The following is a 6,042-nucleotide window of genomic DNA, read 5'->3' as shown; positions in this document are numbered from 1 at the left end:
ATCATAAATTCAGTCCAGCCTCATCATCCGGATACGGCCGCACTTCGGGAAAGCCTTCAAGAGAAATATGATATCCCTGTAATCGCGATGAGTATTGAAAGTATGCGCGAAGGGGATGTACTTAATGTTTTAAGAGAAGCCTTATACGAATTCCCTGTACTAGAAGTAAACGTTAATCTGCCAAGTTGGGTGATGGTACTTAGAGAAGACCATTGGCTTCGGGAAAGCTATCAGGAAGCCGTTAAAGTAACCGTTAAGGATATAAAGCGTCTTCGTGATGTTGATCGCGTTGTAGGACACTTTAATGAATTTGAATTTATTGATCATGCAAGCTTGGCTGGGATGGAAATGGGGCAGGGGATTGCTGAAATTGATTTGTTTGCCCCAGATGAACTGTATGATGATATTCTTAAAGAAATTGTTGGTGTAGAAATAAGAGGGAAAGATCACCTTCTTGCCTTGATGCAGGATTTTGCGTATGCAAAGGCCGAGTATGATCAGGTATCAGATGCGCTGAAAATGGTGAAACAAACAGGATATGGGGTAGCGGCTCCTACACTCAATGATATGAGTCTAGATGAACCAGAAATCATCAGGCAGGGGTCAAGGTTCGGTGTCCGCTTAAAGGCGGTTGCACCCTCCATTCATATGATTAAAGTAGATGTCGAGTCTGAATTTGCCCCTATTATCGGAACAGAGAAGCAAAGTGAAGAACTTGTCCGGTATTTAATGCAGGATTTTGATGATGATCCACTGTCCATTTGGAATTCGGAAATCTTCGGCAGGAATTTAAGTTCTATTGTGAGAGAAGGTATTCAGGCGAAGTTATCACTTATGCCTGAAAATGCCCGCTATAAATTAAAAGAAACGTTAGAAAGAATTATCAATGAGGGTTCTGGTGGTCTCATTGCCATTATTCTTTAAGACCTGGAGGCTGTTGAGATAACCTCAACAGCTTTTTCGCTTTACTTAGTCAGGTTGATGGATACGAGATGATTATTACTATAATTTGGGTAATATAACAAAAATTTTGTTCTTAATTGAGAATTTAAGTCTTATGTGTTGCGAAATTTAAGATGTTCGAGTAGGATAGAAAAGTCCTGAAAAACCTTGATTTATCGCTTTTTAAAGAGGTTTAAGATTTCTTTAATAGGGAAAGAATTGAGTGTAGAAAGTTAAAAAGTATAGATTATGCATTTTTTTATGAAAAGATTCCCATTATTTTTGTATTTTTCTTGCTAAGGTAACGGGTTCTATGATAATCTACTTACAGAAAACGCAATGTAGAAGCCATTCCAGCCTGAATGTACATATTTTTTCAGACAAGCTTCGATCAATTTCTGGTTTGAGATTTTTTGAATAAATCAATGGCCGATAGAAATTGGTAACAAGAGTAACAAATCACTATTATACAGTGTTTGTAATATTGATTTTTTATAAATATCCTTTTGGGAGGAGGTGAATGGCATGAACAAAACAGAACTAATTAACTCAGTTGCAGAAGCAGGCGAACTTTCTAAGAAAGACGCTACGAAAGCCGTTGATGCTGTTTTTGATACAATCTTAGACGCTTTAAAAAGCGGTGATAAAGTACAATTGATCGGTTTTGGTAACTTCGAAGTTCGCGAACGTGCAGCACGTAAAGGCCGCAACCCGCAAACTGGCGACGAAATCGAAATCGCTGCAAGCAAAGTACCTGCATTCAAACCAGGTAAAGCACTTAAAGATGCTGTGAAGTAAGTACATATCGGTACTTTAAGGGGAAAAAGGGGCCACATTGTGGTCCCTTTTTTTGCTTACTATTTTCGTTCTGTGCTAATATAGAATACAGTTAAAACGAAAGATTCAGCAGCATCTTAATATGCTGCTATTAGTGCTGATACGTATTATTACTTATGATATTAGGGGGAAATAAGATGGCAAATGTTGATCATGCCAAAATTGAAGAAGCAGTAAAAATGATTTTAGAAGCAGTTGGAGAAGACCCAGATCGTGAAGGTCTTTTAGATACGCCCAAACGTGTGGCGAGAATGTATGAAGAGATTTTTGCAGGTCTACATCAGGATCCAAAGCAATATTTTGAAACAATCTTTGGAGAAGAACATGAAGAAATGGTCCTTGTGAAGGACATTTCATTCCATTCTGTCTGTGAACACCACCTCGTTCCGTTTTATGGAAAAGCACATGTCGCCTATATTCCGAAAAACGGTAAGGTTACGGGCTTAAGCAAATTGGCTCGTGCAGTGGAAGCCATTTCTAAACGTCCACAGCTTCAGGAACGGATTACGAGTACGATCGCGAATTCCATCATGGAAAGCTTAGAGCCGCATGGTGTGATGGTGGTCGTTGAAGCTGAACATATGTGTATGACGATGAGAGGCGTGAAAAAACCAGGTGCACAGACGGTAACCTCAGCAGTAAGAGGTGTCTTTGCTGAAGATTATCGTACTAGATCAGAGGTACTTGCTTTTATTAAAGGGTAATAGGAAACATACGCTGCAGGAGTGATAATGATGGACGAGAAACCAAGTAACGATTTTATTGTAATAAAAGCGTTCGAAGATAGTGTTAATGTAATCGGGCTGACAAGAGGAACAGATACTAAATTCCATCACGCTGAAAAGCTGGATGCGGGTGAAGTGATGATTGCGCAGTTCACTGAGCATACATCAGCCATTAAGGTACGTGGGCACGCGATGATTTATACGCCTTATGGTGAAGTGGAAAGTGAGTCAAAACAGCCGAAGATTGATAAATAGGGTATCCACTCTTGCAAAAATGGATGACTAAAAGAAATTATGCTGTTTTTATGGTTCCAACGATAAAGGTATAGGTAAATTAGAGCATTCTTCTTTTATCTTATAGGTTTTATGATATAATGATGTTTGGTTTTAGACGGAGAAAAATGCTTTAAATTAAATTATCTTTTGGGGATGCAAGGGTGATTCCATGTTAAACATAAATAATACAGTGATTGAATTAAAGGAAAGTATTAAATCAAAAGCTTATCATCCCTATCTTCAAAGTATTCTTGATGAGCCGAAAATAGACGAAGATAAACTGCTGTTATTAGCGGGCCTTTTTAATGAATTAGAAAAATCTTCTGAAGAGATTCATACAGATATGCTTTCTACTATGATGGTGCAGGTCGCTCTTGATACGCATGAGTTAGTTACGATTTCCTCAAAGGAAATTGAATCAGGGGATAAATTGAAAAATCGTCAGCTGAACGTATTGGCTGGGGATTATTTCAGCGGTCTTTATTATCAGCTGCTGGCTTCAACAGGGAATGTAATCTTAATTAAGATTCTTTCAAGCGGCATTAAAGAAATCAATGAACATAAAATTTTGCTTTATCAAAAATCCTTTACGGATGAAGAGAAGCTGGTTTCAAGTATAAAGATTATTGAATCGTCGTTAATTCAAAAACTCGCTGAATATTTTGCAAAGCCGGAATGGATGGAGCTCGCAGGAGCCGTGCTGTTATTAAACAGACTCCATCTGGAAAAAATGCAATATAAAGCAGGAGGGCAATCTCTTGTGTTTAATGCGTTAGCAGAAATAAACTTCCCACAACAGAGAGAGTTAACCCGCCTTGAATTAAACTACCTTTCAACAAAAATGGACAAGTGTATTATAGATGCACAACGTATGACAAAAAAGGCCGCAGGGAAGCTTTCTTCCCAGAATGGTTTTGTCCAGCAATGGATTAATACAATTCTTGAGGAAACAGCCATTAAAGCTAATTCATTTGTGGAAGAAGGATAACCTATGGGACAATCTAAGGAAGAAAAAGTCCATCATGTTTTTGAAAAAATATATGGAAACTACGACAAAATGAATTCATTGATCAGCTTCAAACAGCATATCAAATGGCGTTCAGCTACGATGGCGAAGATGAACATTCCACGTGGTGCAAAAGCCTTGGATTTATGCTGTGGTACAGCTGATTGGACGATTGCGATGGCTGAACAAGCAGGGCCGGAAGGAGAAATTTACGGTCTTGATTTCAGTAAGAATATGTTGAAAATCGGCGAAGAGAAAGTTAAAAAGCTGAATTTAAAGCAAATCACGCTGCTGCATGGCAATGCCATGGAGCTGCCTTTTGAGGACAACAGTTTTGATTACGTAACCATAGGCTTTGGACTGCGGAATGTTCCGGATTATATGCAAGTATTGAAGGAAATGAACCGAGTATTAAAGCCTGGGGGCATGGCGGTATGTCTTGAGACCTCTCAACCAACGATGCCGATCTTTAAGCAGGGATACCAGCTTTATTTCCGGTTTGTGATGCCGGTATTCGGAAAGTTATTTGCTAAGAGTTTTAAAGAGTATTCATGGCTTCAAGAATCTGCTCGTGATTTTCCAGGAATGAAGCAATTAGAAGAAATGTTTAAGGCTGCTGGATTTAAGAATGTCAGCTATAAGGCGCACACGTTCGGAGTAGCTGCTTCTCATTATGGCAGTAAATCAAAATAGCAAAAATGTTAGCCTATACAAAGCTGGGTGGAATGTATGAAACTTAAAATGTTGTATTCTTTCTTGAATACGGATCTGCAATTAATTGAAAAAGAATTAGAAGCAGCTATACAGGCTGAATCTCCAGTTCTAAGAGAAGCATCGCTGCATTTACTGCAATCCGGGGGAAAACGAATTCGCCCAGTTTTTGTATTGCTGGCTGCTCAGTTTGGTCAATATGATATTCATGTAGTGAAGAATGCTGCTGTCACACTTGAACTGATTCATACTGCCTCTCTTGTTCATGATGATGTTGTTGATGACTCTGATTTACGTCGGGGTTCGGCTACGATTAAGTCAAAATGGGATAACCGTGTAGCTATGTATACAGGGGATTATATGTTTGCCAGAGCTCTGGAGGTTATGGCAAGGATTGAAGATCCATTGGCACATAAAATTCTAGCACGAACAATGGTAGAACTGTGCCTAGGTGAAATTGAGCAGATCAAAGATAAATTTGATTTTGACCAAACTTGGCGCACTTATTTTCGACGCATTAAAAGGAAGACAGCGCTTCTAATTGCTTCGAGCTGTCAACTTGGTGCACTAACTGCCGGTACCAGTGCAGACATTCATCAGAGATTATTTCGATTTGGCTATTATGTAGGAATGTCCTATCAAATCACGGATGATATTCTGGATTTCACTGCTTCAGAAAAGGAGCTTGGAAAACCTGCAGGAAGCGACTTGCGTCAAGGAAATATTACTTTGCCTGTTTTAATAGCCATGCAGGATCCAAAGTTGAAAGCACTAGTTAAGACGGTGCATGAGCAGATATCACTTGATGAGATGACTGTTATTATTGAAGCAATAAAAGCCACTGGTTCTATTGAGAAGGCAGGGGAAGTCAGTAAGATGTATCTAAAGAAGGCCTTTGCACAGCTAGAAGGTCTGCCCGCATCACGATCGAAAAAGACGTTAGCAGAAATTGCAAAGAACATTGGCAATCGTAAATTTTGATTAGGTGTTGCAATAATTGGAAATAAGTGATATATTTTTGAGGGATTTGTCGTCTTGCGGCAAATTTATACATACATACTTTTAGGAGTGAATTATACAAATGGAAAAAACATTTTTAATGGTTAAACCTGATGGTGTTCAACGCAATCTTATCGGTGAAATCGTTTCCCGTTTTGAAACGAAAGGTTTTAATCTTGTTGGAGCTAAATTAATGCTTATCACACAAGAGTTGGCTGAACAGCATTACGGCGAACATAAAGAACGCCCGTTTTTCGGTGAATTAGTAGAGTTCATCACGTCTGGTCCAGTTTTTGCAATGGTTTGGGAAGGCGAAAATGTTATTGCAACAGCACGCCAAATGATGGGTGCTACAAATCCAAAGGATGCAGCAGCTGCTACTATCCGCGGTGACTTTGCAGTAACTGTCGGAAAAAACATCATTCATGGTTCAGATTCAAGTGAAAGCGCTGAACGTGAAATCGGCTTGTTCTTTAATAAAGAAGAATTAGTTGATTACTCGAAATTAATGAGCAAGTGGGTTTATTAATTTATACTTGCTAAGTT

8 protein-coding genes are annotated in these 6,042 nt (G+C 38.9%); all 8 read left to right on the top strand.

Annotated elements, in window-relative coordinates; all coding sequences use genetic code 11:
* A partial coding sequence (spoIVA, locus tag AC52RT_RS05710) for a stage IV sporulation protein A (RefSeq protein WP_495539848.1) occupies positions 1-924 on the top strand: 924 nt, incomplete at its 5' end.
* A gap of 543 nt (positions 925-1,467) precedes the next feature.
* Entirely contained in the window at positions 1,468-1,740 is a 273-nt protein-coding gene (locus AC52RT_RS05705) for an HU family DNA-binding protein (protein WP_040373308.1), read from the top strand.
* Between the two features lie 176 nt (positions 1,741-1,916).
* Positions 1,917-2,483: a GTP cyclohydrolase I FolE gene (gene folE, locus AC52RT_RS05700; protein ID WP_495539847.1), complete on the top strand. Its 567-nt coding sequence runs from the start codon at positions 1,917-1,919 to the stop codon at positions 2,481-2,483.
* A 30-nt stretch (positions 2,484-2,513) separates the two neighbouring features.
* Complete coding sequence (gene mtrB / locus AC52RT_RS05695) at positions 2,514-2,759, top strand: trp RNA-binding attenuation protein MtrB (RefSeq protein ID WP_495539846.1); 246 nt, start codon at positions 2,514-2,516, stop codon at positions 2,757-2,759.
* A 190-nt stretch (positions 2,760-2,949) separates the two neighbouring features.
* A complete protein-coding gene (locus AC52RT_RS05690; RefSeq protein ID WP_495539845.1) occupies positions 2,950-3,768 on the top strand; it encodes a heptaprenyl diphosphate synthase component 1 in 819 nt (272 codons plus the stop codon).
* Between the two features lie 3 nt (positions 3,769-3,771).
* Positions 3,772-4,479 (top strand): demethylmenaquinone methyltransferase, encoded by a 708-nt coding sequence (locus AC52RT_RS05685; protein WP_495539844.1) that lies wholly within the window; start codon positions 3,772-3,774, stop codon positions 4,477-4,479.
* Positions 4,480-4,515: 36 nt separating this feature from the next.
* The gene (gene hepT, locus AC52RT_RS05680) at positions 4,516-5,478 is read left to right on the top strand and encodes a heptaprenyl diphosphate synthase component II (protein WP_495539843.1); all 963 of its coding nucleotides are present in this window, start codon (positions 4,516-4,518) and stop codon (positions 5,476-5,478) included.
* Between the two features lie 100 nt (positions 5,479-5,578).
* On the top strand, positions 5,579-6,025 hold the full coding sequence (ndk, locus tag AC52RT_RS05675; protein WP_040376285.1) for a nucleoside-diphosphate kinase: 447 nt from the start codon (positions 5,579-5,581) through the stop codon (positions 6,023-6,025).
* Positions 6,026-6,042 lie beyond the last annotated feature (17 nt).

The organism is Peribacillus sp., assembly GCF_059453735.1.
This window is presented reverse-complemented; position numbering and strand designations above follow the sequence as displayed.